The organism is Desulfobacter vibrioformis DSM 8776, from assembly GCF_000745975.1.
Lineage (GTDB): Bacteria > Desulfobacterota > Desulfobacteria > Desulfobacterales > Desulfobacteraceae > Desulfobacter > Desulfobacter vibrioformis.
This window is the reverse complement of record NZ_JQKJ01000020.1, coordinates 59,975-81,947: the sequence shown is the minus strand read 5'-3', so window position 1 is coordinate 81,947 and position 21,973 is coordinate 59,975. Positions and strand designations below refer to the sequence as shown.

At 50.0% G+C, this 21,973-nt stretch carries 18 protein-coding genes; 5 read left to right on the top strand and 13 right to left on the bottom strand.

What is annotated here, in order from left to right; all coding sequences use genetic code 11:
• Positions 1-4: 4 nt before the first annotated feature.
• The 11 genes from Q366_RS13550 to gabT form a co-directional block, all read right to left on the bottom strand.
• A complete protein-coding gene (locus Q366_RS13550) occupies positions 5-544 on the bottom strand; it encodes an isochorismatase family protein (protein WP_035239848.1) in 540 nt (179 codons plus the stop codon).
• Positions 545-694: 150 nt separating this feature from the next.
• Complete coding sequence (locus Q366_RS20410; RefSeq protein WP_245619964.1) at positions 695-2,404, bottom strand: methyl-accepting chemotaxis protein; 1,710 nt, start codon at positions 2,402-2,404, stop codon at positions 695-697.
• A 247-nt stretch (positions 2,405-2,651) separates the two neighbouring features.
• Complete coding sequence (locus Q366_RS13540) at positions 2,652-3,362, bottom strand: ABC transporter ATP-binding protein (RefSeq protein WP_035239847.1); 711 nt, start codon at positions 3,360-3,362, stop codon at positions 2,652-2,654.
• Entirely contained in the window at positions 3,349-4,074 is a 726-nt protein-coding gene (locus Q366_RS13535; RefSeq protein ID WP_035239846.1) for an ABC transporter ATP-binding protein, read from the bottom strand. The genes Q366_RS13540 and Q366_RS13535 overlap by 14 nt, the downstream gene beginning before the upstream one ends.
• Positions 4,071-5,177, bottom strand: coding sequence for a branched-chain amino acid ABC transporter permease (locus Q366_RS13530; RefSeq protein ID WP_084691833.1), 1,107 nt, complete (start codon positions 5,175-5,177; stop codon positions 4,071-4,073). The genes Q366_RS13535 and Q366_RS13530 overlap by 4 nt, the downstream gene beginning before the upstream one ends.
• Positions 5,167-6,054: a branched-chain amino acid ABC transporter permease gene (locus Q366_RS13525; RefSeq protein WP_035239845.1), complete on the bottom strand. Its 888-nt coding sequence runs from the start codon at positions 6,052-6,054 to the stop codon at positions 5,167-5,169. The genes Q366_RS13530 and Q366_RS13525 overlap by 11 nt, the downstream gene beginning before the upstream one ends.
• Positions 6,055-6,129: 75 nt before the next feature.
• The gene (locus tag Q366_RS13520; protein WP_035239843.1) at positions 6,130-7,371 is read right to left on the bottom strand and encodes an ABC transporter substrate-binding protein; all 1,242 of its coding nucleotides are present in this window, start codon (positions 7,369-7,371) and stop codon (positions 6,130-6,132) included.
• A gap of 416 nt (positions 7,372-7,787) precedes the next feature.
• On the bottom strand, positions 7,788-9,218 hold the full coding sequence (locus Q366_RS13515; protein ID WP_035239840.1) for a sigma-54-dependent transcriptional regulator: 1,431 nt from the start codon (positions 9,216-9,218) through the stop codon (positions 7,788-7,790).
• Positions 9,211-11,331: a cache domain-containing protein gene (locus Q366_RS20405; RefSeq protein ID WP_051958053.1), complete on the bottom strand. Its 2,121-nt coding sequence runs from the start codon at positions 11,329-11,331 to the stop codon at positions 9,211-9,213. Before Q366_RS20405 ends, Q366_RS13515 begins: the two co-directional genes overlap by 8 nt.
• Positions 11,332-11,355: 24 nt before the next feature.
• Positions 11,356-12,810 (bottom strand): NAD-dependent succinate-semialdehyde dehydrogenase, encoded by a 1,455-nt coding sequence (locus Q366_RS13505; RefSeq protein ID WP_035239838.1) that lies wholly within the window; start codon positions 12,808-12,810, stop codon positions 11,356-11,358.
• A gap of 11 nt (positions 12,811-12,821) precedes the next feature.
• The gene (gene gabT, locus Q366_RS13500; protein WP_035239836.1) at positions 12,822-14,069 is read right to left on the bottom strand and encodes a 4-aminobutyrate--2-oxoglutarate transaminase; all 1,248 of its coding nucleotides are present in this window, start codon (positions 14,067-14,069) and stop codon (positions 12,822-12,824) included.
• 222 nt (positions 14,070-14,291) lie between these two features.
• Between gabT and Q366_RS13495 the strand changes: the two genes are divergently transcribed.
• From Q366_RS13495 to Q366_RS13475, 5 genes are all read left to right on the top strand, one after another.
• The gene (locus Q366_RS13495; RefSeq protein ID WP_035239883.1) at positions 14,292-14,855 is read left to right on the top strand and encodes a hypothetical protein; all 564 of its coding nucleotides are present in this window, start codon (positions 14,292-14,294) and stop codon (positions 14,853-14,855) included.
• Between the two features lie 207 nt (positions 14,856-15,062).
• Positions 15,063-16,496 (top strand): FAD-binding oxidoreductase, encoded by a 1,434-nt coding sequence (locus Q366_RS13490; protein ID WP_035239834.1) that lies wholly within the window; start codon positions 15,063-15,065, stop codon positions 16,494-16,496.
• Positions 16,497-16,520: 24 nt separating this feature from the next.
• Complete coding sequence (locus tag Q366_RS13485; RefSeq protein WP_035239832.1) at positions 16,521-17,471, top strand: hydrogenase iron-sulfur subunit; 951 nt, start codon at positions 16,521-16,523, stop codon at positions 17,469-17,471.
• A gap of 234 nt (positions 17,472-17,705) precedes the next feature.
• Positions 17,706-18,953 (top strand): lactate racemase domain-containing protein, encoded by a 1,248-nt coding sequence (locus Q366_RS13480; protein WP_035239831.1) that lies wholly within the window; start codon positions 17,706-17,708, stop codon positions 18,951-18,953.
• A 372-nt stretch (positions 18,954-19,325) separates the two neighbouring features.
• Positions 19,326-19,715 carry a TraR/DksA family transcriptional regulator gene (locus Q366_RS13475; RefSeq protein WP_051958052.1) on the top strand — a complete coding sequence of 130 codons (390 nt, stop codon included), beginning with the start codon at positions 19,326-19,328 and terminating at the stop codon, positions 19,713-19,715.
• A 7-nt stretch (positions 19,716-19,722) separates the two neighbouring features.
• On the opposite strand, the gene Q366_RS13470 is transcribed toward Q366_RS13475, so the two are convergent.
• Together Q366_RS13470 and Q366_RS13465 are read right to left on the bottom strand one after the other, a co-directional pair.
• The gene (locus Q366_RS13470) at positions 19,723-20,313 is read right to left on the bottom strand and encodes a hypothetical protein (protein WP_035239829.1); all 591 of its coding nucleotides are present in this window, start codon (positions 20,311-20,313) and stop codon (positions 19,723-19,725) included.
• Between the two features lie 6 nt (positions 20,314-20,319).
• Positions 20,320-21,741 carry a sigma-54 interaction domain-containing protein gene (locus Q366_RS13465; protein ID WP_035239827.1) on the bottom strand — a complete coding sequence of 474 codons (1,422 nt, stop codon included), beginning with the start codon at positions 21,739-21,741 and terminating at the stop codon, positions 20,320-20,322.
• Positions 21,742-21,973 lie beyond the last annotated feature (232 nt).

Sequence of the window (21,973 nt, the reverse complement as noted above, 5' to 3'; positions counted from 1 at the left end):
ATCCTTATTTGATCAGCGAAACAACCTGTTTGAACGCATCGCACCGGGCTGTTTTCATTAACTCAAAAAAAGCCATCTCCACGCTGGTAATTTCAGCCCCGGCCCCGGCCAGGCGATCAAGGCCGATCTGCCTGTTTTCAGGCGTTCTGGAGGAGACACAGTCGGCCACCACCTGGACCTGGCACCCCTGGTCCATTAAATCAATCCCTGCCTGGCATACGCAGATATGGGTCTCGATACCTGTGAGCAGGACTTCACGTCTGCCGCATGCATCAAACGCCTGCATAAAGGCAGGTTCGGCACAACAGGAAAAACTGTGTTTTTCTATGGGCGTTTGATCCTTCATCAACATGGCCAGGCACTCGGTGGTGGCACCCAGTTTGGCGGGAATCTGCTCCAGCCATATAATGGGCACACCCAACGCTTTCATCCCTTTGATCATAATTTCAAGACTGGCCAGCAACGCCTCTTTACGATACATAAGCTGTGCCAACTGACCTTGAACATCCACCAGCACCATGACTGCATTGTCCCGGGTAAACATGAACACCTCCTTTTATTTGATTTTGATACCCCCGAAATATTCGCTAACCCAAATTGTTGGATTTATCAAGGGCAAACATGCGACCTGTATAGCACGAAATTACCTGGGACATCGTTTCAACTGTTGGTAAATTGAAATGGGTCGCCAATCTCATATCTTAAATTGGCGGATCATCTCATTGAGGTCTTCTGCCAGTCGGGAAAGATCTTTTGCACGGTCGTTTACCTGGGTGCTGCCGGTACTCATTTCCGCAGTTGCCTGACTGACTCTGGCAATATCCTGGCCGACCTCTGTTGCCACCGAAGAGGTCTGGTTCACCTTTTCATTGACCTCCTGAACCCCGACAGCGGCCTGGTTGACATTCTCTGAAATTTCCCGGGTGGTGACGGCTTGTTCCTCAACAGCCGCTGCAACGGATGCCACAATTTCATTGATCTCATTGATCACTGTGACAATGGATTCAATCGCCGCGACAGATTCGGTTGTGGTGGATTGGACGCTGGTGATTCTCTCGTTGATCTCATGGGTTGCAGCGGATGTCTGCTGGGCCAGGGCTTTGATTTCCCCTGCAACCACGGCAAATCCTTTTCCTGCTTCTCCTGCCCTGGCAGCTTCAATGGTTGCATTCAGAGCCAGGAGGTTGGTTTGTTCGGAAATGTCGGCAATGGTTTCGGTGACCTTGCTGATCTGATCAGATGCAAGGCCCAGAGCGTTGAATTTCTTTGATACGTCCTGGGCGTTTTTGACAGCCTGTTCTGTGGTTTCGCTACCCCTGGCAGAATTGCTCGCAATTTCATTAATGGTTGCGCTCATCTCTTCTGCTGCGGCCACGATCATCTGGATATTTGCCGTGGTCTGCTCTGTTGCGGCTGCCACAGAGTTCATATTTGTGCCCATCTCTTCTGCTGCGGCTGCCACGGTATTTGAGGTTGCCGCGGTTTCACCGGCACGGGTTGAAATTTGTTCCGAAACACTTGACAGCTGAACAGAGGAGGCGGTCAGTGTCTGGACTCCGGATGCAATATCTGTAAACATCTGCCTTAAATTTTTGCACATCCGGTTCAATGAATTGATCAGGGTGCCGATTTCATCTTCCAGCGCTGTGTCTATCTCCTGGGTAAGGTCTCCCTGGGCAATTTTTTGTGCAAACCCATTTGCCAGGTACACGGGTTGGGTGATCATTCGTGTGGTCCCGATCCCTAGTCCCAGAGAAATGACCAGTCCTGCAATGCCGATGGCAATGAGGATCTTGGTTTCAAAATCGGTTATCAGTGAGGTGCGGGTCTGGGCAGATGCAATGGTTTTTCTGGTGATCTCTTCAATTTCTCCGATGATCCCCAGCATTTTTTCACCCCGGTCATCAGCCTCATGATCGTAATTTTTAAGCATATCCTGGGAAATGGGCTGCCCTGAAAGCTTTTGTCCCATCAGCGTGTAAATCTGTTTCATCCTGGGGGTAAATTTTTCATTGTGGAAGCGGTCGGCCTCTTTTACAACCTCCCTGAGCCTTTCATCTTTGGCCGCATAAATCATGCTCTCCTCTGTCTTGGCGCCATTCAGAACGGCACTGGCAAAGAGATCAAAGGTTGCGGAAAAGGTTTCATGTTTTTTCCAGGCCTTGTCCAGATCGGTGGTTGATTCCGCAGCCAAAAGCTCCATGATCATCTGCATGTCCCTTGCAACGGAAAGTTTCATCGCCATGGCTGCATCGATCAGCGGGGATGACTCAATCACTGTTTGGAAATTGTTTTTTACATTGTTCAAGCCGTAGATTCCGGCACTGGCAACGATGAGTGTAATAAGGCTTGAAATGAAAAATCCCCCCATCAATTTTTTTAACAAACTCGTTTTTCGAAACATAATTTTTCCGATAATCATAGATTAATTCCACACAACGCGGGAACCCCGCAATCCAATTGCCCCTCCTCATTTTCTTGTTTTTTTTGACAGAAACTGAGGCGTAAGGCATTCATATACTATTTTTGCTAGTATGACATTAATCTGATATTTTTTTATTTTTATGACAGACATTAAGGCGTAAGTTTCCACCCGCCCTTCGAATGGTTTTAAAAAGCCCCCGAAAAGGGGGCATAGGAAAGATTCACGGCTATATACCCAGGTACGCCTCTTTAATGTGAGGATTGCCTAAAAGTTCATCTGCCTTTCCCTCCAGGGCAATTCTGCCGTGTTCCAGCACATAGCCCCGGTCTGACAGGCGCAGAGAATGGTTTACATCCTGCTCAACCAGCAGTACGGTGGTGCCCTGGTCAGCGATTTTCCGGATGGTTTCAAAAATGCTGTTGACCAGAACAGGGGCCAGTCCAAGGGACGGCTCATCCAGCATCAGGATTTTGGGCCTGGCCATAAGTCCCCGGCCAATGGCCACCATCTGCTGCTCCCCGCCGGACATGGTCAGGGCGGTTTGATTTTCCCGCTCTTTCAGTCTCGGCAGCATCTCATAGACCTGGGCCAGGGTCTGTTCTTTGTATTTATCGGCTTCCTTGTTGTACGCCCCCACAATGAGGTTGTCTTTTATGGTCATCAGGGAGAAAAGCCTGCGCCCCTCCGGGACATGGACAATGCCGTGGTTGACGATCTGCTCGGGGGGCAGGGTGTGCATGGGAGTGCCCTTGAATGTGATCTGGCCGCAGGACGGTGTCATCAGCCCTGAGATGGTGCGAAGCAATGTGGATTTGCCTGCACCGTTTCCGCCGATGATGGACACCACTTCGCCTTCTTCAATGTGCATGGACAGGTCAAAAATCACCTGGACATCGCCATAGCTGACATCAATGTTATTTACCTCAAGAAACCCCATATTCATCTCCCAGATATGCTTTGATCACGTTTTCGTCGGACGCCACCGCCTGGGGTGTCCCCTCTGCAATTTTTTTCCCGAAATGGATGACCACAATACGGTCGGATAACGCCATGATGGCCCGCATGATATGTTCAATCACCAGGATAGTGATGCCCTGCCCACGCAAAAACCGGATAATTTCCACCATTTCATCCACCTCAGCCGGCCGCAGGCCTGCCATCACCTCATCCAAAAGCAGCAATCTGGGCTCTGTGGCAAGTGCCCTGGCAATCTCCAGGCGTTTTCTGTCCGCAATGGTCAGATCCGATGATTTGGTATCTTTTTTATCGTCAAAATTAAGCAGTTCCAGCACCTTGATGGCCTTGGCCTCGGCTTGCGCCCTGCTGGATGTGGTGGCAAAGGCCCCCACCGTCACATTATAAAGCACGCTTTTGGACGCAAAGGGTTTCACGATCTGAAATGTGCGGGCGAGCCCTCTTTTGCACAGATCCCAGGGCTTTTTCCCATTGATCACCTGCCCGTCAAAAATTACCTCTCCTTTTGTGGGGGGGAATACCCCTGCAATGCAGTTAAATGCCGTGGACTTTCCTGCACCGTTGGGGCCGATGAGCCCGAGAATTTCGCCTTTTTCCATGGACAGACTCAACTTGTCCACTGCCCTGAGTCCCCCAAACTGTTTGGTCACACCCTTCAGTTCAAGAAGATTCATTTGTATCCTCCTTTGATAAACCCATCAGCCATACGGTTGATCACCCTGTCGTAAATCCGTGTCAATGGTTCCTGCAGTCCCCGGGGTTGATAGATCATCACAAGAATGAGAACAACGCCGTATATCACCAGATGCATACCAGGCAGAATATCCCCGAAGTAAATTCTTGACAGGTCACTGACCGGGCGCAAAAGCAGTGCCCCTAGAACGGGTCCTGCAATGGAGCCTCTGCCGCCGATCAGGGCGATAAAGGCAATCTCAAAGGAAATATCAAGGGAAATGGTACTTTTGGGGTGAATAAACAAAGAGAACTGGGCATAGAACGTCCCTGCCAGGGCTGTGAAAAAGCAGCTTAACGCCATGGCAATCACCTTGGCCCGGGAGACATTGACGCCCAGGGCCTGGGCCGCTTCTGGCTCTTCTCCGCCGGCGGTCAGGTAATATCCCAGCTTGGACCTGGAAACAACCCAGGTCAGAAACAGAATAATCAGCAGCATGGCCAGGATAATGTAGTAATACGGCACCTTGGATGAAAACATAAAATTGGCCCAGCCGATATTTAACGGCGGAATCTGCAACCCCCGGGGACCGTTGAGTTTAAACGGCCCCAGGTATTCAATGTTTTCAACCATGACACGCACGCCTTCGGAAAATGCAATGGTTGCCAGGGCAAAGTAGGCCCCGCGCATTTTCAGGGTGGGAAGTCCGATGACCATGCCCGCAGCAACCGCTAGGACACCGCCAACGAACATACCGAGCCAGGGACTGATCCCGTACTGGAGGGAAAGCACTGTTGAGGTATATGCGCCGATGCCCAGAAAGACCGCATGCCCCAAAGGCAGCACGCCTGCAAATCCGCCCACCATATTCCAGGAGGTGGTCAGATAGGCGTAAAAAAATATCAAAACAATGATATGCAGCCAGGTGGGACTGCTGATAACTGCCGGCAATGCCAGCATCAGGATCAGCACCGCCCCGAGCAGTACCTTGCTAATCGTATCCTTGACCACCTGGCGGGCCAAAGCAGACCTGTCAAGAAAGGCGTCGTCCGTTTCACAGGGGGCGTTGTTGCGCCCTGTGCCTGTCATGGGTTTACCAGTCATATTTTACTCCGAACAATCCTGAGGGTTTAACAAAAAGGACCAGAAGAAACAGACCGTATACAATGGCCTCGGTCCATGTGGCGGTCATGAACTGGGGGCCCACGGATTCGATGATCCCGACAATGATCCCGCCGATAATGGCCCCGGGAATGGAGCCCAGTCCGCCTAACACCACAATGATAAATCCTTTAATATCAAACAGAACGCCCACGGAAGGGAAGGTGTTGTAAAAGGGAACCAGGGTGACGGCGGCAATACCGGTCACTGCCGTGCCAAGACCAAAGGCCATATTGTATATTTTGTACTGGTTAATGCCGCACAGGCTGGCTGCATCGCGGTCAAGGCTGCATGCCCTGATGGCACGTCCTGTTCTGGTTTTTTGAAAAAAGTAGTATACGGCAAAGGCGGTTGCAACGGCGGTAATGGCTCCCCACAGTTTGGGAACGGAGATAAACATATCCCCGAGCTCTATCATTTTTCCCTGGAGCGGGTTATTCGGAAGGGTACGGTATTGCGGACCAAAAATCATCAGGGTCAGATTATCCAGCACATACCACACCCCTGTGGTTACGATAATTACTGTGCTGGGTTCCCGGACATCCTTTTCCGCCTTGAAAATGGGCTTTATTACAATATCCTGCAGATAGTATCCAAACACATACATGACCGGAACCACTATAACCAGGGCAAGATAGGGATGAAGCCCTGACAGGGCAACAGTCCAGTAGGCGGCGTACATACTGACCATCAAAAGGGTGCCGTGGGCAAAGTTGACCACCTTGAGTACCCCGAAAATAATGGTCAGCCCAAGGGCGGTCAGCCCGTAAATCGAGCCCATGAGGATGCCGTTGATTGTATCTTCAATTAAATAGATCATTCTTTTCTCCGGACGGTGATGTCCCGCTTTGAAAAGGTGTTGGCCGTTTCAAAGCGGGGCATTGGGATAGGGCTTTTATGGTTTGGGAAAAACAGGCGTGTATCCGGCGCGTCTGGCGCTTTTGGGCCATACGGTAATTCTTTCAAGGCCGTTGCCCACGTCATTGATCTGCACAAGCACCGGGGATGCGTGGGAATTTTGACCGCTGTTGTCGAACTGAACTGCATCATAGCCAACGATCATGCCGGGACCTGAGGTGAGGTTGGTTTCGGCCAGGGCCCTGCGGATGGCATCTTTGTTGAGGCTTGCGGCGCGTTCCAGGGCATCTTTGATCACGTACATGGAAACATATGCATCCACAGCCTCTCCGGTGAGGTTATAGCCGTACTTGGCCTTGAATTTTGCATTGGTCTCTTTGGCCCCGGGTTTGTTGATGTCGGTTTCCCACTCCACAATATCAAAAAGGTACTGGGCATTTTTACCCACGGCCTTGATAAAAAACGGATCAGCATGTCCGCCGCCGGTGGCCACAATGGCTTTTAAGTGTACCTTGTATTCTGCCAGTGTGTTGGTGAGAAGAATGGCGTCCGCAGCATTGGAAACCAGTAAAAGAACATCTGCCCGGGACCGTCTGATCTTCTGGACCACAGGGCTTAAGTCGGTGGCGGTGGAAGGATAGGGCTCGTCCAGTACCACCTCATATCCGTCTTTTTCAGCCAGTTTTTTCCACTGGCCAGCCATACCTTTTCCCCAGTCGCCGTTTTCGTAAACAAAGGCCAGTTTTTTGACTGATGTGTTAAACTCGGCCTGCATATCCTTTAAAAAGGAGAACTGATCCCGGGTCCACCAGGAGTCCTTGGCGGCAATCCGGAATACGTTTTTAAATCCCTGCTCGGTGATTTTGTCAGATACGGAGACCGGCACGATAAAAGGCACCCCATACCGTTCAGCCACGGCTGTGGTGGGATAGGTCACCGCAGAGTTCCAGCAGCCGGTGAGTACATTGACCTTTTCGGTATTAATCAGGCGTTCAGCCTCGGATACGCCTTTTTCCGGCTTGGATTCGGAATCGGCATAGAGCATCTCAAGTTTGGCGCCTCCCAAAGATTTAATGCCGCCGGCGGCGTTGATCTCCTCAACTGCCATCTCCCTTGCATTTTTGCCCTGCTGCCCCACAGAGGCAGAGGGGCCTGACAAAGGGATAATGTTACCGATCTTGATGGTTTCTTCACCGGCTGCCGCAGGGCCGGTAAACATAAGCCCGCTGATTAAAAGTCCGGCAGCTGCCGTGGCGGTCCAAAAACGATTAAACTTCATTTTTTTCCTCCTTGTGGATGTTAAAATGGCATGCAAAGCATGAATTTTTCGCATGCGGTTTTTCAAACGTGATAATGGTACAGGAGCAAGGCTTGTGCCAATCGCTTCTAATCGTTGAAAAAGCAGGCTTGTGTGGGAGGGTTGTAGACCTAAGCGCATGCAAAAACGCATGAACAAAGGTTAATCGCCAATATTCTTTATTTTTTTTATTTACCACGAAGGACACGAAGAGCACGAAGATATTAGAGTTTGAATCTTCGTGCTCTTCGTGTCCTTCGTGGTTCAAAAATCAGCCGGTAGGGTGGGCACGCTTTTTGTGCCCACCGTTGTCGAATATGGTGGGCATCGCTACGCTTTTGCCCACCATACAATTGTCAATTATTATTGACGTCGTCAACTTTAATTGACGCGTGGGGTCAACTTTTATCCCGGTTTTTTAATCGCTTGCTTAACGCCTGCTTGGAGATGCCCAGAAGCCTGGCTGCCTGGCTCTGGTTATTGTCTGTGCGGTCCAGGGCCTGGTCAATGGCATATTCGGTCAGTGCCGACAAGGTGGGGAACCCGCCCATTAAATCTTCCAGAGCGGCATCACGGGTGGGGGGGGAATAGGGCACCTGGGACTGGGACACGGTTGAGGCATCTGTCAGCCGGTCCAGGATCGTGTCAACACTGAGGCGTGTGTCCGTGCTTTGTGCCACGGCATCATAGATATAGGTTTTCAGCTCCCGGATATTGCCCGGGAACGGGTGGGCCGCCAAAACAGCCGCAAACTGTTCTCCGGTTTCAACAACGGGTTTGCCCATGATTTTGGCAGCCTGATCCCTTAGATAGGCGGCAATCAGGGGGATGTCCTCTTTGCGTTCCCGCAACGGGGGAACCTGGATCAGGTGGGTGGAAAGCCTGAAGAAAAGGTCTGACCTGAACTGGGCCTGGTCCACCGCTGCAAGCGCGTTACGGGATTTATTGGTTGCGGATATGATCCGTGCACGGCAGGTCTGGGGCCGGTCCGAGCCCAGGGGATAAAAAATGCCCTCCTGGACCAGCCGCAACAGCTTGACCTGGGAGGCGGCAGACAGATCCCCGATTTCATCTAAAAACAGGGACCCGCCTGCCGCCTTTTCCACCAGGCCTTCCCTGTGTTTATCCGCCCCGGTGTAAGCGCCTTTACTGTGGCCGAAAAGCGTGTCTGAAAACAGGTTGTCATCCAGTCCTGCCACATCCACCGTGACAAAAGGGCCGTCAAGCCCGGATGTATGATGAATGGCGCGGGAGATCAGCTCCTTTCCGGTGCCGGTTTCGCCAAGGATCAGGGCCGGCTCCCGGCTGGTGGAGATGGACTCAATATACTGGAAAAGCCCGATCATCGTGGGGTTCTGGGTGATGATGTGCTGGAAATGTTCCGGATATTTAAGATTCCGGTTAAAGGAGACCCCCTTAAGGGTGAGAACCTCATTTCGCAATGCGCAGATTTCCAGGGCATTTCTCAATGCCGAGGCAAAGGTGTTCATATTGATGGGCTTGACCAGGTAGTCATGGGCCCCTTGCTTTAAACATTCAACCGCGCTTTCAATCTCGGAATTGGCCGTGATGATCACCACGGGAATGTGGGGATGGGTTACCCTAAGTTCTTTTAATACCTCAAGGCCGGATTTGTGGGGCATATTCAGGTCAAGAAAAAGGACACACACCCCAAGCTCGGCCATCACAGCGGGCAGCCGTCGGCTGTCCTGGACCTGAACCACCTGGTTGACGCCCATGGACGTGAGCAAAAAACCGTACGCGTCAAGTTCTGATGCTTCATCGTCCACCAATACCACCGGCACCTTTGAATGGCTGAAATTAAGCATGATTCTCCTGGTTGTCATTTGGGGCGTTTTTTTCCGGGGACAGGGGCAGGCAGACCCTGAACATGGCACCAATGTACCGGTTTTCTACATGAATCATTCCTTTCATCTCCTTTTCCACAATCATTTTAGCCATGTACAGGCCAATGCCGGTGCCTGTGGCCGTTCCCTTGGTGGTGAAATAGGGCGTAAATATCTTTTCCATCAAGTGGGGGGGTATCCCGCACCCTGTATCTTTAATTTCCAGGCAGATTTCATCGCTGTTTTTGAAAACAGCCAGGTTGATTAACCTGTGAACTGTTCGTTTCGGCGATTTGGCCTGGCGTTCGTTGATGGCATCCTTTGCATTGGAAATGATGTTGACCAGGACATGAACAAATTCATTCTTATAGCCCAGGATGGGCATGGAAACGTCAGCGCCGGCCAGGTCCAGGTCCAGGGTGATATTGCTCTGCTTCAGCTGGGGTTTTACCAGCTTGATGGCGCTTTGTATCGAATCCATCACCTCAAAGGTGTGTTTATTCTTGGACGGCCTGAAATATTCCCGGAAATCGTTGATGGTTCTTGACATGAACTGAATCTGGGTATCAGACTCCCGGACCAGTTTTTCAATGAACGGGGCGGAAATCATCTGGTTATAAAAGGCCGGGGTCAGGGAGGCAATATATGAGGACAGGGCATTGAGGGGCTGGCGCCACTGGTGGGCAATGGCAGAGAGCATTTCGCCCATGGCCGCCATTTTCTGGGCCTGGCGCAGGTTCTGCTCGGCATTCACCCGTTTTGAGATGTCCCAGATACTGTACACGTTGACCATTTCCCGGTCCAGTTTCAACGTGGAGATCCCGATTTCAACCGGGAACTCCGAACCATTTGCCCGGTTGAATGTCCATTTAAACACATCGGAGCCGCCCGATGCGTGGGACTGTTCAATCTGGGTCAGTTTCAGCTTTGTGGCAGTGCCGTCAATCTGGGTGTCAGGGGAGAGATCCAGCATGGTGTGGCCGATGATTTTATCTTCGGCCAGCCCAAACATATCCAATGCCTTTTGATTACATTCGATATAGACCCCGTTTCTTGTGAGCATAATGGCATTGGTGGCCATATTAAAAAGGGTCCGGTACCGGGATTCAAGCTCTTTTCTGCGGATGATTTCCCCGCGAAGGTCTTTATCTTTTCCGGAAACGATGGCCTCAAACCTGTTTTTGGAGATAAACAGGATCAAGGCAAACCCGCCCACGGTGAGAAACAGCAGCAGGGCCAGAATGCCTAAAATTTTCAGGACCATGGCCATGGCAAAGAGCATGTCTGTATTTTTGGCCAGGGCCAGGGCCTCTTCCTGATCCACGTTGGTACAAAGGTACCATCCGGTATCCGTAAGTTTATGAAAGCTGAGCATGCGATCCCGGTAGGAGAAAGAGCCCGCATCCCGTCCGGGGAAATATGAACCAAAGGCTGAAAGGCCGGGGTCGGATTCCTGGATTTTGGTGGTCATCATCAGGCTTTTGTTCTGGTGGACCAGCACGGTGCCCTGGCTGTCAATGATAAAGGCGTATCCGTACCGGCCGATGCGCAGGTCCATGACCGAAGCCTGCAGGGTATCAAGGATGATATTGGCGCTTAAAACCCCCATCACCTGGTTATTATGGACCAGGGGCACCACCAGGGCAATGACCATCTTCCAGAAGCCTTGGTCCATAAAGGGCCGGGTTAACGTCAGTTTCTGTTCTTCCATGGCCCGCCTGTACCAGGGGCGGGTCCGGGGATCATAATCCGATGGGGCATACCAGTTGGCCCCATCTATCATGGTGCCGTTAAAAAGCCCCAGATAAACATCGGAAAAATCCCCGGCTGCCATGGTCATCCTTAAAATGGGCCTTGGATCCTGCCCCTGGGTCAGATAGAGATCTTCCAGGGTGTGCGCCAAGGCATCAATGAGTTTATAGCGGTGATCCAGCCACATCCGGGCCATCTTGGCCGCCTCTTTGGTCAGGTTCTGCTGGTGACTTTCCACCGTGTGCCGGCTGATGGTCTGGGTGTAGGTGTAGGTGATACCCGCCAGAACAAGAATAATCGCCACCAGTATGGACACCAGCATTATGTTTATTTTCAGCGTCATGGGGGCGATGATTCCTGTATTTCTTTATATACCTGCCATACACATGTATTTGATTTCCAGATAATCGTCCAGCCCGTATTTTGAGCCTTCCCGACCGTTACCTGACTCTTTGACTCCGCCAAAGGGGGCCACCGGGTTGGAGATAATGCCGGAATTGATACCCACCAGGCCATATTCCAGTTTTTCTCCGATGCGCCAGCTTCTTGCCATATCCCTGGTGTAAAAATAGGCAGCCAGCCCAAATTCCGTATCATTGGCTTTGCGGACCACTTCCTCTTCCGTGTCAAACTTGAAAACCGGGGCCAGGGGACCAAAGGTTTCCTCTCTGGCCACCCGCATGTCATCGGTGACATCCGCAATAATGGTGGGCGCAAAAAAGGTGCGGCCCAGGGCATGGCGCGTGCCGCCGGCCAGGACTTTTCCGCCCTTGTCCACGGCATCTTTGATGTGGCTTTCCACGGTTTCCACGGCAGCCATATCAATGAGCGGGCCCTGTTGAACCCCGTCATCAAACCCATTGCCCACCTTCAGTTCTTGCACAGCCGCTGTCAGCTTCCGGCAAAATTCATCATACACGCCGGCCTGGACATACATCCGGTTGGCGCACACACAGGTCTGGCCGGAGTTGCGGTATTTGCACGCCATGGCACCTTCCACGGCCGCATCAATATCTGCATCGTCAAACACAATAAACGGGGCATTTCCCCCCAGCTCCATGGAAAGCCGCTTCATGGTTCCGGCGCAGTCCCTCATCAGCTTTTTACCCACCTGGGTGGAGCCGGTGAAGGTCAGTTTGCGGACAATTGGGTTGGCTGTAAGTTCCCCGCCAATGGCGGAGGATGAGCCGGTCACCACATTGAACACCCCTTTGGGCACCCCTGCCTGTTGCCCAAGTTTTGCAATGGCCAGGGCTGAAAACGGGGTGGCTGTTGCCGGCTTCAATACCATGGTGCAGCCGGCGGCCAGGGCTGCGCCTGCCTTTCTGGTGATCATGGCACTGGGGAAATTCCACGGGGTAATGGCGGCCACCACCCCCACAGGCTGTTTGATTACCACCAGGCGCTGGGAGGCCACGGTCTGGGGGATCACATCCCCGTATACCCGTTTGGCCTCTTCGGCAAACCATTCAAAAAAGGCGGCGGCATAGGCGATCTCGCCCCGGGATTCCGCCAGGGGCTTGCCTTGTTCCGCGGTCATGATTACGGCTAAATCCTCCTGGTTTTCCATGAGCAGGTCATACCACTTTCGCAGGATGGCCGAGCGCTCCCCGGCGGTTTTGGACCGCCAGGCATCCAGACTTTCATTGGCCGCGTTAATGGCCCTCTGTGTCTCATCTGCGCCGCAAAAAGGAACCGTACCAAGAATCTGACCTGTGGCAGGATTGGTTACGTCAACGGTTTTGCCGCTGTCTGCGGCAACCCACTCATCCTGAATAAAACAATGCCGGCAAAAGAGCGCTGTGTTTTTTATTTTGAGCATGTTAACCCCTTTTAACAGCCAGTCAGGCTGGCCAGCCCGGCTTCCATTATATCCAGCCCCTTTTGCAGTTGATCATCTTCAATGACCAGGGGCATCAATACCCGGATGACATTGCCTTCAATGCCGCAGACCAGGGTGATCAACCCGTTGTCAAAACAGTAAGCAGACAACGTTTTGGCCTTGTCCGGGGCAGGGGTGCCGTCGGCATTGACAATGGTGTATCCCCGCATGGCGCCAATCCCTCTGACCTCACCCACATGATCAAATTTTTGTGTCCAGGCACCAAAGGTTGCGCCAAGCTTTTCACCGATGGCTTGGGCTTTTTCCAGAAGATTTTCCTCTTCAAAGATATCCAGTACCGCATGGGCAGCGGCACAGGCCACAGGGTTGGCACCGTATGTGCCGCCTAAACCGCCGGGATGTACAGAATCCATGATCTCTTTTCTGCCCACCACCGCGCTTAAGGGCATGCCCGCAGCAATACTTTTGGCCACGGTCATCAGATCCGGTTCCACGCCGAAATTCTCAATGGCGAACATCTTGCCGGACCGGCCCATGCCGGACTGGATTTCATCCGCAATAAAAACAATGCCGTTATCCTTACAGAACTGTGCCACCTGGGGCAAAAAGTCCGCAGGCGGGGCAATAAACCCACCTTCACCCTGGATGGGCTCGATAACGACAGCTGCGGTGTTTTCAGGGTTAATGCCGGTGATGAAAAAATCGGTAAACGCCTTGAAATTACCAAAGGGTGCCCGGTACACTTCCGGGGCCAGGGGGCCGAATCCGCATTTATAGGGCTTTACCTTGGTGGTCATGGCCATGGTGAGATAGGTACGGCCATGGTAGGAGCCGTCAAATGTCACAACCCCCTGTCTTTGGGTGTAATAGCGGGCGATTTTTACCGCGTTTTCCACCGCTTCGGCCCCGGAGTTGACAAAAAGGGCTTTTTTGTCAAAGGTGCCCGGGGTGATCTTACACAGCCGGTCGGCCAGGCGTACCGCAACATCATAGGGATTTACCATAAAGCAGGTGTGGGTGAATTTCTCGGCCTGGGCTTTAATGGCAGCCACCACCTTGGGATGGCTGTGACCCACGTTCATCACGGCAATGCCGCCGGCAAAATCGATATATTGTTTGCCTTGAACATCAGTGATAATGGCCCCTTTGGCCGAATCAACATAGCAGGTGGTGCCGGAGGCATGACCGTTTGGAATCACCTGGTTTCTAAGGGTTTGAATGTCATCAATACAAGTCATTTTTTTATCCTTTCTGACTTTTTATAGGGTTGTACACAAATATCAAAAAAGCAGGATTCGTGCCTAATTGAAAAACATTTTAAAAATTCTGCAAGGTGTTTACCGTAACCCGACTTTCGTTCTTGACGAAAGGTTTCAAAAACAGGTAGTGTAAATAGACGTCCCCGGCAGATTTTAGAAATGCCGGGATATAAATTTCCCCCTTGTGGGCAGAAAAGAAAAATGAAAAGACCTACCATATATATATATGCGATACTGGTTATGATCTGGGCTGTTCCGGCCCTGGCCAGCCATTCCCTTGTCATGGAGGCACAGCAGACCCAGACGCCAGTGGACTCAACGCCTGCCGTACTTTTCTGTCAGTTCATTCCATCAACTGCAGAACAGTTTATCGGGATGCCTTTTATATTCGGCGGACGCCCTAAACAGACCGGAAGCACGGATAATTCCTGGCTTTTTTACTCCATTTACACCGGGGCGGCATCCCGGGCCGGGCTGATATACAAGGCCTTTATGCCCATGGACCTTTTATTGGGCAATACCCACGGTATTGAAGCCGATGATGTTCAAAACGGGGACCTGATCGTGCTGGATAATGATCTTGCCGCCATGGTCTACCAGGTGGATCCCAGCGGCCGGATGTATTTTATCTATGCGTCAGAAAAAAGGGGTGAGGTTACAGTCTTCAACAGCGATAATATCGTTTACCACGCATATTGGCTGGAGCATTTTAGCGGTTTTTTCAGAATCAATGACGATATGCTGATGCCGGCCCTGCCAAGATAACCCTTTGAAGGAGGTTAGCACATATCTGTCAATACCAAAAAATTCAAGTTAATAATTCGGCTTTTTAGAAAAGCAAACACTTATTAATACCGTAAAGGTAAAGGGGATTGAATTTTTAAAACAGTTGTGAATATATTAGCGAATTAAATAGAATAGAGACTTTTTAGACCCACTGGTTTTAATAATTTCATCAGGAAAGGATATCAAATGAATACGGTCGATCTTCCCAGACTTAGGGAAATAGTCGGGGAAAAAAACATAAAGACAGATCCGCTTGACCTGTATATTTATGGCGCAGACGCATCTGTTTACCATGCCGCACCATGGGTTGTTGTCAGACCTGACAATACCGGTCAGGTTCAAAAAGTAATGGCCTATGCCAATGAGGCAAAAATACCGGTTGTCCCCAGGGGCGGCGGCTCGGGCATGTGCGGGCAGACCGTGTCGTCCATGGGCGGCATTCTTCTGGACATGAAGAACATGAACCGGATACTTGAAATCAACATGCCCGATGTTTACTGCCGGGTGGAACCCGGGGTGGTGGATGATGATCTCAACGCAGCGCTTAAACCTTACGGGGTTTTCTATCCCCCGACACCGGCTTCTTCACGTATCGCCACCATCGGCGGCGAGATCGGCAACAATGCGTCGGGCGTTCGTTCAGTAAAATACGGTGCAACCCGGGATGCGGTGCTGGGCTTAAAAGTGGTTCTGGCTAATGGCGACCTGGTAACCCTGGGCACCTATACCCGGGTGGAGGCGTCCGGTTACCAGCTTGAAAAACTCATTGTGGGGTCGGAAGGCACCCTGGGTGTTGTGGTGGAAGCGACCATGAGTTTTGTACCCATCCCCGAATTCAGATGTCTGGGTGTTGCCAATTTTGACACTCTCAGGGATGCCGGCAATGCCATCGCTGATATCATGGCCTCGGGCACCATCCCCTCCATGCTTGAGCTGGTGGATGACGTTGCCATCAAGGCGGTAAATAAAACCATGAACCTGGGCCTTAAGGAAGTGGCCGCCTCCCTGCTTTTTGAATCCGACGGAAAAGTGAAGGAAGCCGTGGATTATGAAGTTCAAAAAATGAAAGATATCTGCGCAAAGAACAACGGTGCTGATCTCTGGTACAGCTTTGATGCCAAAGAGCGCGAACAGATCTTCATGGGCCGTAAGAAATTATTCCCTGCCCTGTCACAATTTGACACCAGTATGGCTTCCACATCCCTGGCTGACGATATGGCAGTACCCTATTCCAAGATGGCGGATATGGCCGCCAAAATCCATGAAGCCGCTGAAAAAAACGGCATCATTATGACAGCTTATGGACATTGCGGATCCGGGTGCATGCACACCAAAATCATGATGGATACCAGCAAGGAAAAGCAATGGGAGGGTGCCCAGAGAGCCATTGCCGAGATCTATGAATATGTAAATTCCATCCACGGCACCACTTCTGCTGAGCACGGTATCGGCATTTCCAAGGCCTTAGCCTTCAAGACAGAGAAAAGAGATTCCCTGAAAATGATGGCTGCCATCAAAGCGGCTCTGGACCCCAACAACATTCTCAATCCAGGCAAACTGATGCAGGCTCCGGATAACTGGGTCAAGGCTACTAACCTTAGATATGCTGTCAACAGCTGATAAAGGATCACAGGGACTATTGTTATGCAGACAGAAAAAATAAAATTTAAAAATCTAGAAAAATGGGAAGGCATGCTGGCCAAGTGCATCCGGTGCGGATACTGTTACGAGCACTGCCCCATGTTTAAATTCACCCGGTGGGAATCCGATGCACCCAGGGGTAAAAATATTTTAGCCCACGGACTTTTGACCGGCGAGGTTGAATTGACAACGGAGATTGCGGAAAAATCGTTCAGTTGTTTTTTCTGCAAACGGTGCGAAGCTGCCTGCTCCTCCGGGGTTCAAATAACGGATATTATGCTGGACCTTAGAAGAGATCTGGTTGAATTGGGATACAAGGGTCCGGGTACCACATCAATTACGGCCCGTTCCTGTGCCAGGTGTCTGCAGTGCGTCAGGGCCTGTCCCCATGATGCCCGGGATTTTGTTGACGGTGAGGGCATTGTCGTGGATCCGGTAAAATGCAAGTCCTGCGGCATCTGTGTTGAAATTTGTCCCATTGAAGCGATAACCATTCCATTATCATTTGGTACTGATACGGCTGAAATGGACAGGAGAGCAACTGAGTTCCTCCAATCCCATACCTCTGCCAAGGCCATTGTGTTTGCCTGTAACTGGTCATACCATTCTGACATTCAGAATTCCAAACTGCCGGAATCGGAAACCCATGACAAGGAGTATGAAATCCTGGTGAACTTGTGTGGCGGCCGTCTTGATAAAAATCTTTTATTGACTCCGTTCCTTAACCAGGCATGGGGCGTTCTGGTCGGCGTTTGTCCGGATGGCGAATGTACCCATGACGGCAATGTCGCCGCCCAAAAACGAGTGACAAAAATGAAGCAAACCCTTGAATCTCTTGATATTAATCCCGAGCGAATCCATTTGGTTCAGATTCCTAGAGGTGACAAACAGTTATTCCAGGCAGAAATTGATACCTTTATGGAGAAGTTAAATCAAATGGGCCCAATACGCTAAACCCAGCCTATACATAGATGATCTTTTCGTCCAATGGTGAGCGTATGCCTCCTGTTGGAACCCACGGCGGATAAAAATCTTAATCCCCGGAATATGAATATATGCCGAAGATTTTAATTTTTATCCGCCGTGAACGTAATAGATAAAGAAGTTGGATTAAAAGGCAGGCAAACAGGTCATAGAGAAAACCCGATACAGAATTGTTAAAAAAATAACTCCAGGAAGGAGAACGCAATGGCAAAAGTATTGATACCGTACGGTAAGGAAAAAATTGAAGTTGAAATTAATGATAACAACCTGCAAGGCGTATATTTTCCAAATGATGTAGAAAAAAGAGAGTTTGCTTCTGAATTTTCAAAAAATTTGGAAAATGCTAATTTTGCAGAGTTTATGACCGGTGATGAAAGAGTCGTATTTATTGTAAATGACGGGACTCGGCCTACGCCTACAGCAAAAGTTCTTCGCGTAATTTATGATGATATAAAAGATAAAGATATCTATTTCATCATCGCTACCGGTGCTCACAGAGCTCCGAATGATGAGGAATACGAATACATTTTTGGCAAAGAGATTTATCAGGACCTCAAAGCCAAAGATAGAATATGGGCACATGATGCTAAAAATGATGAGATGGTCTATCTAGGTAAATCTACAAACGGTACTGAGATGTACCTTAATAAAATTGTAGCAGAAGCTAAAAAAACGGTAGTTATCGGTTCTGTGGAACCCCACTATTTTGCCGGATATACAGGTGGCAGAAAAGGCTTCTTACCTGGTGTGGCATCCTATGAGACCATAACGCAAAACCACAAGCTGGCTTTAAATAAAAGTGCAAAAGCCCTTGCATTGGACGGCAACCCCGTACATGAAGATATGATGGATGCCATGAATGTATTAAAAGACATTCAAGTGTTTTCCATTATGACGATTTTAGATAAAGACCATAATGTATATGAAACCACATGCGGAGATCTTGTAGGCGCCTTTTATGCTGCCATAGACAGTGCCAAAAAAGTATTTTGTGTTGATATAGAAGAAAAAGCTGAAATTGTCATTTCCGTGGCGCCTTATCCAATGGATATAGACCTTTATCAGTCTCAAAAAGCGATAGATAATGGTAAGCTTGCGCTTAAAGAAGATGGCATATTAATATTCGTGTCCCAATGCAGAATGGGAATAGGCGGGAAAACTTTCTTTGATCTGATGGCTTCCTGCAGCACACCGCACGAGGTTCTTGAAAAGATAAAACTCGAATATAAGTTAGGCTATCACAAAGCCGGCAAGATGGCTGAAATAAATACCTGGGCACAGACCTGGGGGGTTACAGAACTGCCGGAAGACGAGATAAAAGCCGTGCACATTAAACCTTTTGAGAGCGTCGAGGCGGCTTTGGAAAAAGCACTTGAAGAAAAAGGTAAAGATGCCAAAATCACGGTACTTCCATTAGGATCTCTTTCCGTACCCAATATATTAAAACAATAAATATTTAACCTTTGACAGCGGCGGTGCAGGTAGCACAGCCGCTGTTTTTTTTTGCCTGTCTGGGAGGCGCATAAACAATAAAAACAGCATTAAGAAAAAGGAAAGCGGACGCGGCATGTCCAAAGACAAAGTTAAATCTGTCAAAATCGGAACTTAGATGTCCTGGCCGGCGTTAATGCGTTGGTACGTTCAGGATTATAGGCTGTAAATATTCCTGGCACTGTTATTGCTATACATTGGCATTCAGCTGCCCGCCTACACGGACTTGACTGCTGCCGGATGACAGCGGTTGGGGCATTAACGACGATCCGGGCACTTTTCATCCCCAAGTCCACATATTGAGCGGCCTTACCTACGTTTGGGAGTAAAAAGATGACCACCGAAGTAATTGACAGACCCCATATCACCGATGAAGAGCTGGACCGTTTTAAAAAAATGCTGAACACCGCCATGAGAGAGCTGCTGGACCAGGCCGACTCTGCCGTGTCAGAACTGATGCTGGAACGCAGCAGGGATACGGAATTGATTGATTCCACTGCAGCCGATATCAACCGCACCATGAACTTGCATCTGCACAGCCGGAAAAGCAGGTTGATCAAAAAAATCAAAGACGCGCTTAAAAGAATAGAGGAGGGTTCCTATGGATACTGTGACATCTGTGGTGAAGAGATCTCCCTCAAACGGCTCAATGTCCGTCCTGTGACCTCCAAATGCATCGCGTGCAAGGAAGCGCAGGAGCGCATGGAGGCCCTTATATCCTGATTCGGATTTAAGATGTCCGCCAGATTAAAAGACTTTCACGCATCTGTATGGGACCCAGGCAGAACCGTTTCATCTGGTCCTGCCTGGCCCAGTCCCGCCTTATTTTCAGATTGGCAGACCGGCCGTCTCCGTCATCAATCAACCGGACTGTTCCTTTCATGCCTCGGATGGACTGCCTGCGGTAGGAATCAAAGCAGTAAATCCACGTGTCATCCATGGCCGTTACCATAAGATAATGTTCATCCCGGGGGGTCAAAAGGGTATTGCACAGCACCACCCCGCCCTCTGACAGGCAGGATTCGATCTGCCCGCCCGGTTTCATGGTAACCTGTTCTTTTTCCAGAAACTGCGTGGCAACGGAAAAGGATTTCATCCGGTAAGAATTAAGCCAGTTGCCCACCAGACGTACGGCATATTTACTGGTGCCGCCAATACCGAACCGGGAATCCCGTCCTACCGTATCAAGGCAGTAAAGGTAAATATGATGGATAACCATGGGGGGGATTTCCTTACGTTGGAACAAAAAGGAGATGGCATTGGTAATGGCTGTGGGCACACAGTCATATTCAGAAATCTGGTAGTGAAAGGGCGAATACATGGACAACTATCCTTTGGCTTTAAATCCAGCTTTATCAAGTCCCAGTTTTTTCATTTTGGCATACAGGCCCCTGGGATGAATGCCTGCAATTTTTGCGGTTTCTCCGATTTTGCCACAAGTTTTTTTCAGCACCATGGTCAGATACAATGCTTCCACCTGGTCATACACGACATCCCGGACCTGGTGCAGGGTCATGGTTTCCCATTCCCGGGGCAGGGAAAGTGCCGATGCAATACCGCCCATTCGGACAGGCTTGGCATTATGCAAAACCGACGGCAGCTCTTCCAGGGTGATCATATCAGACTTGCACAGCAGGACAGCCCGTTCAATGACGTTCATCAATTCCCGGATATTGCCCGGCCAGTGGTAGTTGCACATCGCCTCCATGGCTGGCTGGGAAAAACGTTTTAAATTTCTGCCGAATTTCTGCTGGTTCATGGTTAGAAAATGGTTGGCCAGTGAGGGTATATCTTCTTTACGGTTTCTCAAGGGGGGCAGCGTTAATGAAATTACCCCGAGCCGGTAATAAAGATCCTTTCGGAAATTACCCTTTTCAACTTCATCCTCAAGGTCCTTATTGGTGGCCGCAATCACCCGGACATCCACCCATAACGGTTGTTCACCGCCCACGGGCGTAAATTCGAGTTCCTGCAGCACCCGGAGAAGTTTGGTCTGCATCTGCAGGGGCATGTCACCGATTTCATCCAGAAAAATAGTGCCGCCATGGGCAAGTTCAAATGCGCCCCGCCGGGAGCGCACCGCTCCGGTAAAGGCCCCCTGCTCATGCCCGAACAACTCGCTTTCCATAAGCTGTTCGGGAATGGCTGCCATGTTGATGGCAATAAAAGGGCCTGTGGATCTGTGGCTGTCCGCATGAATGGCCTTGGACAGATGCTCCTTGCCCACGCCTGTTTCCCCAAGCAGCAGTATGGTGGCGTCGCTGGACACCACCTGCCGGGTTTCATCCAGAAATACCTGCATGTCCCGGCTGTTAGAGGTAAAATCGTTGAGCCGGGGCAGAAAACGTCCCCGCCGGTCAAAGCGTTCCGCATAATAGAACTGACGGCGTGATTCCAGCGTAGATTCCAGGGCTTCTAAAAGGCTGTCCATTGGAATACCGGAATAAAGCACCACATCAACACCGGAAGCCAGAAGATTGGCATGCTCTTCCGAGGACTCCCGATTATGCAGCACAATGGTCATGGGCGCTTCCGGCAGTTCATTGAGCAGAGAAATGCTTGATTCAACAGGTTTGGGAATTGCCGGACTGCTGACAATAAACACGTCGGCGCAGCTCCTGGCAAGGGCCTGCCAGGAAAGGGTACTGGGTTTAAAAAATTGAAGCTGAACATCCTGTTCCGCCAGTCTGTTTGCAAGCTCAGTGCGTATTTTTGTCTCTTTAATGGCACATGCCAGTCGAATCAGCATAAAAATCGCATTCCATTTCCGGTAAAATATTACTATTTTATATAACTTTCTGAAGTGTATAAAAATTTCAAAAAACAAGCAACATACTTTTATAATCAGTTTTAAATCTCGACATAACATGGTGGTCGTGTTATAGATGTGCTGTCTATTATTTTGTCCTGATTTAAGAATGTCATAGATAATCACAGTGTAAATCGGCTGAAAATTACCAATTTAGCTATTATTTCTCATT

What these genes read in the sequence shown, in the direction of transcription:
- Q366_RS20410 (WP_245619964.1), bottom strand. Translation starts at nt 2,404, where the DNA reads ATGTTTCGAAAAACGAGTTTGTTAAAAAAATTGATGGGGGGATTTTTC.
- Q366_RS13465 (WP_035239827.1), bottom strand. Translation starts at nt 21,741, where the DNA reads ATGCTGATTCGACTGGCATGTGCCATTAAAGAGACAAAAATACGCACT.
- Q366_RS13515 (WP_035239840.1), bottom strand. Translation starts at nt 9,218, where the DNA reads ATGCTTAATTTCAGCCATTCAAAGGTGCCGGTGGTATTGGTGGACGAT.
- Q366_RS13480 (WP_035239831.1), top strand. Translation starts at nt 17,706, where the DNA reads ATGGCAAAAGTATTGATACCGTACGGTAAGGAAAAAATTGAAGTTGAA.
- Q366_RS13535 (WP_035239846.1), bottom strand. Translation starts at nt 4,074, where the DNA reads ATGAATCTTCTTGAACTGAAGGGTGTGACCAAACAGTTTGGGGGACTC.
- Q366_RS13470 (WP_035239829.1), bottom strand. Translation starts at nt 20,313, where the DNA reads ATGTATTCGCCCTTTCACTACCAGATTTCTGAATATGACTGTGTGCCC.
- Q366_RS13485 (WP_035239832.1), top strand. Translation starts at nt 16,521, where the DNA reads ATGCAGACAGAAAAAATAAAATTTAAAAATCTAGAAAAATGGGAAGGC.
- Q366_RS13550 (WP_035239848.1), bottom strand. Translation starts at nt 544, where the DNA reads ATGTTTACCCGGGACAATGCAGTCATGGTGCTGGTGGATGTTCAAGGT.
- Q366_RS13540 (WP_035239847.1), bottom strand. Translation starts at nt 3,362, where the DNA reads ATGGGGTTTCTTGAGGTAAATAACATTGATGTCAGCTATGGCGATGTC.
- Q366_RS13530 (WP_084691833.1), bottom strand. Translation starts at nt 5,177, where the DNA reads ATGACTGGTAAACCCATGACAGGCACAGGGCGCAACAACGCCCCCTGT.
- Q366_RS13505 (WP_035239838.1), bottom strand. Translation starts at nt 12,810, where the DNA reads ATGCTCAAAATAAAAAACACAGCGCTCTTTTGCCGGCATTGTTTTATT.
- Q366_RS13495 (WP_035239883.1), top strand. Translation starts at nt 14,292, where the DNA reads ATGAAAAGACCTACCATATATATATATGCGATACTGGTTATGATCTGG.
- gabT (WP_035239836.1), bottom strand. Translation starts at nt 14,069, where the DNA reads ATGACTTGTATTGATGACATTCAAACCCTTAGAAACCAGGTGATTCCA.
- Q366_RS20405 (WP_051958053.1), bottom strand. Translation starts at nt 11,331, where the DNA reads ATGACGCTGAAAATAAACATAATGCTGGTGTCCATACTGGTGGCGATT.
- Q366_RS13475 (WP_051958052.1), top strand. Translation starts at nt 19,326, where the DNA reads ATGACCACCGAAGTAATTGACAGACCCCATATCACCGATGAAGAGCTG.
- Q366_RS13520 (WP_035239843.1), bottom strand. Translation starts at nt 7,371, where the DNA reads ATGAAGTTTAATCGTTTTTGGACCGCCACGGCAGCTGCCGGACTTTTA.
- Q366_RS13490 (WP_035239834.1), top strand. Translation starts at nt 15,063, where the DNA reads ATGAATACGGTCGATCTTCCCAGACTTAGGGAAATAGTCGGGGAAAAA.
- Q366_RS13525 (WP_035239845.1), bottom strand. Translation starts at nt 6,054, where the DNA reads ATGATCTATTTAATTGAAGATACAATCAACGGCATCCTCATGGGCTCG.